Raw genomic sequence first — 4162 nt, 5'->3', positions numbered from 1 at the left:
TGGACAGCAAAAAAAATGACAACTCAAATGGTGCCAAATGAATTTTATCTTCGCCGGGTTCTTCAACCAGTTCACTGCCATTAGTAAAGGTAAGCTTTTGAACGGCCAGACCAAACTCGTTGACCCCATCGGACATATCAATCCGGCGGGCGTGCTGGTGACCGGACCCAAGCGTTGCGTATTTGGTGACATACGCTTTATCGTCATAAACGGAATGCCAGGTGAAATTGCGCGGAACAAAGACCGGATGAGCGCCGAGCTGCGGCCAGTCCATCGTCCGTGACAGGACATGGGCACCATCCACCTGACCGATTTGAAAAATACTTGTACACATTTGTTGACCCCCTCTTTAAATAAATCTTCAAGTCATTACTAAAAATTCGTGCAAATCTCCTAATGATAATTCATCAAAACGGCCGAAACGTATCGCGCTTGCTTTCATAAAATGGTAAACTCTTAATATATGGGCCTATTTAATACATACATATTTAGGGGACGAATTGATGAAGGAAACTATTTCAAAACTACACAAAAATCGCTTATTCACGCTGCTAGTATGGCTGATTATGACATTTATTGCAATTATAGTCGCTCCAAACGTTACGGATACGCTTCAATCATACAGTCAGCCAACTTACAGTCAATCATCGCAGCCGGCACAGGCGCAACAACTTCGCAAGGACTGGGGGTACGGTCTCGGCCAAGCTTCAACGGTTAACGTTGTCTACAATAACCCCAAGGGAAAGATTACCCCTCAGCAGCAGACAAAAATTGATACCGCATTGAACAAGTTAAAGCAGCACCAATCATTTTACAGCATCAAAAAGATTGTGACACTTAATACCAACGTCGCCGGCCAACAGCAATTGCTGTCAAAGGACGGATCCACTCAGATTGCGACCCTTGATATCGACGCCAAGAGTAACACCCTTCGCGTATTAACAAATGAACTGGTCAACGAGGTGAAGGTGTCAGGATTGCAGTCTTACATTACCAGTCCGGAAATCGTGCGGGATGTGAACAACGAAAAGACTGCCCAGGTGACCAACATTGTTTTAATCACTTTGTTTGCCGTCTCCATTTTGATTGTCGGCATTTATTTCCGTTCGTTGCTGGCACCGCTGATTTCATTTATCACCCTCTTTGCTTCGTTTGTGGTATCGTTCAGCCTTTCGACCATCCTCGCCAAACACTTCGGCTTTGCATACAATCAATATGTCCCGCTTGAAATTGGCATTGCGACCGTCGTCATTGGAACCATTTGGAATGTCTATATTTACCGAAAGCTCCGAAGCGTCTTGGCACTGCAGCGCGAGGCCCGTTACGCAACCAAACAAACAATCGATGACTTGCGGTTCCCGATCACAGTTGTCGGAAGTGCACTGGCCCTTATTTTTGCCTGCTGTGGCTTCATCAATTATGATCAATTGCAGTCCCTATGGACCCTTGGCGTGACCTACGTCGTCCTCATGTTGGCCACCTTAACGCTGAACGCAGTCTTTCTGGCAGCCTTGGGTGAAAGCCTCTTCTGGCCGTCCAATGCCCCACTTACAGCAATGAAATCACATTTCTGGACTCAGGCAACCGAATTTTCACTTTGGCAGCCAATTGCCAGCTTCCTGGTGGTTTTATATCTGACATTGCCGTTTATCTACTTCTATCACACAAGCTTGAACTATTCACCAATGACTAATGTGACCCAAACCAATCAGGCAGTCAAAGGTGCCCACGTCCTTCAAGCCCACTTCTCAGAAGGAAAAGCGACGCCCATCACCATTTATTTAAAGAATAACCAACCTTTGGATAACGAAAAGTATCTCCAGCACTTGGATCAATTAACCAGTAAATTACAGCATACCAAAGGGGTCAGCGCAGCTTATTCACTCACCCAGCCTAGCGGGATGCCGATTGAAAAGTATTACGTTTCCAATCAGTTACAGTCAATTGGCCTCAACGCCAAGCAGGCAACCGGCCAGTTATCTCAGGCATCAACCGGGATTCAAACCAGCGGCAGTAACCTTAACCTTTCAACATTGAAACAACAGGTTAAGGATATGCAACAACTGGTTAAAAAGAGCAATCAGATCGTCGAGGACAGTTCGAGCCTCGCTTCTCAAGTCAACAGCGTCGCCGCCAATGCAAGTGTGAGCGTTCAACAGGGCGCATCCAGGCGGGTTCGACTGTACCAACAAAAGATTAACGAGTTGAATCAGTCCCTTCAAAGTGTTTCGGCCGGTATCAGCCAGTTAAACGCTGAAGGATCGGTCATCCAAAATTACGGCCAAAACAGTGCCAACAACCTACAAAGCTATAGTCAACAAATCAGCCAGGTTCAAAAGCAACTTAAACAAGTTAGCAGCCAGGTTCACTCCTCAACTGATCAGTTAAATAACATTTACGATTACTTGAATGGATTACAAAAATCCGGTGCTGCCAACGTTTATTACATTACCAAAGCGCAGCTGGCCGACACTGATTTTCTCCAGACGATGTTGAACTACACCAGCCAGGACAAAAAGATTACCACGATTCAAGTTGTGTTGAAAAACGCCCCTTCAAGTAAGAACAATGTTCAACAGGTTAAAACGCTTGAAGACCAAGTCAGTCTTCAGCTTCGTGGAACGCCACTATCAGCTGACAAGGTCGCCTTTAGCGGTGAACCCGTTACCCAAGCCATTAATCAATCCAAGTACAGCCATCATTTTGTCACCTTATTGGCAATTGTCATTATTGGCATCTTGGCGACCGTCTTTATCGTCAGCCGTTCAATCTTACAACCACTTTACTGGACAGTCGCTTTCGTGATGTCTGCGGCCACCGGCTTTCAATTAACCTACCTGACCATGCATTACGTCACCGGCACCAACCAGTTTGATTGGCAGGTTCCAATGCTCGCAGTCAGCATCTTAACGGCTATTGCAGCTTGGCAAATTATCGCGTTGGGGCTTTCCTTCCGTTACACAGAATTATCGCTGCTGGAGTGGATTCGACCGACGATGGCAAGTTACGGTAAAATTGTTCGTTATATTTTGCTGGTCGTCATTGCCTTGGCGATCGGGTTAACCTTCGGCGCATCGTTTGCAATGATTGAAACTGCCCTAATCGTCATTTATACGGTTTGCGTTTATTACCTGATCTTGCCGATGATCGTTTCTTCAATGGGTAAGTTGGCTGTGACGTTACCAAATAAAAAGAATATTCTAAAGAATAAGTAATGAATTTATTAACTTTTATTTAAACTATTCATATTAAAATAATAAATTCAACTTTGAAATTTCAAAAATACAATCAAAAATGACACTCAATTCACTTTGGGTGTCATTTTTGATTGCTCACTTGTTTTTGCTTTCACAACGGTCTTTGTAAGCGATTATTCACATGCACCATGACGAATGTTTCAGCTGACATATGACTTTTAACTGCATTGCAAATAGTTTGTTACACGACTGCAACAATTCATTGGTAAAGTTAGGGTTGTACATTTGATAGGGAGTTGTTGATAAAAGATGAAATTACATACAAAAATATTATTAACCTTAGTTGCACTTTTCACATTGTCATTCGCCGGTTTTGAAGATGCTCAAGCATCAAAAGCCGCTGACACAGACGTTTCATATTCAGCAGTATATAAAGTTGCTAAGCAAAACCTTGGTAAGCCTTATGTATATGGTGCTACCGGTCCTTCAGCATTTGATTGCTCCGGCTTTACCAGCTACGTTTATAAGAAAGCTGCCAGCGTCACGCTACCACGGACTGCTCAAGCACAATATAACGCAGGCCAAAAGGTTTCATACAAGAACTTACAAAAAGGCGACTTGGTCTTCTTTGGTTGGAGTGCCGCATCAATTTCTCACGTTGGTTTATACATCGGCAACGGTAAGATGATCGATGCTCAAAACCGCGGTGTGATTACTGAAACAGTTAAAGCACCATGGTGGAACTACGTTGGTTCTGCTCACGTTGTTAATTTTGACAGCGATAATGATACCGACGATTAATATCTAAACACATATAACGACAATTCAAATAACTATCACCTAAAGAGGCTGGAATCGATTTGATTCCAGCCTCTTTTTGCGTATATTGGAAGTAATAATACCCTACGAAAGGAGTTCCACCATGAAATATGAAGCCAAGTCACCTTTGGCCGCTGATATTGGTG

3 protein-coding genes are annotated in these 4162 nt (G+C 43.8%); 2 read left to right on the top strand and 1 reads right to left on the bottom strand.

The annotated features are described in order from the left end of the window. Positions 1–334, bottom strand: a 334-nt coding sequence (locus AB3112_RS08915; RefSeq protein ID WP_367334325.1) for a linear amide C-N hydrolase, incomplete at its 3' end; no start/stop codon positions are given. A gap of 169 nt (positions 335–503) precedes the next feature. Between AB3112_RS08915 and AB3112_RS08910 the strand changes: the two genes are divergently transcribed. Further along, positions 504–3215, top strand: coding sequence for an MMPL family transporter (locus AB3112_RS08910; RefSeq protein WP_084973003.1), 2712 nt, complete (start codon positions 504–506; stop codon positions 3213–3215). A 291-nt stretch (positions 3216–3506) separates the two neighbouring features. Beyond that, on the top strand, positions 3507–3998 hold the full coding sequence (locus AB3112_RS08905; RefSeq protein ID WP_084973006.1) for a C40 family peptidase: 492 nt from the start codon (positions 3507–3509) through the stop codon (positions 3996–3998). Positions 3999–4162 lie beyond the last annotated feature (164 nt).

Source organism: Lentilactobacillus sp., assembly GCF_040773105.1.
Taxonomy (GTDB): domain Bacteria; phylum Bacillota; class Bacilli; order Lactobacillales; family Lactobacillaceae; genus Lentilactobacillus; species Lentilactobacillus parabuchneri.
This window is presented reverse-complemented; position numbering and strand designations above follow the sequence as displayed.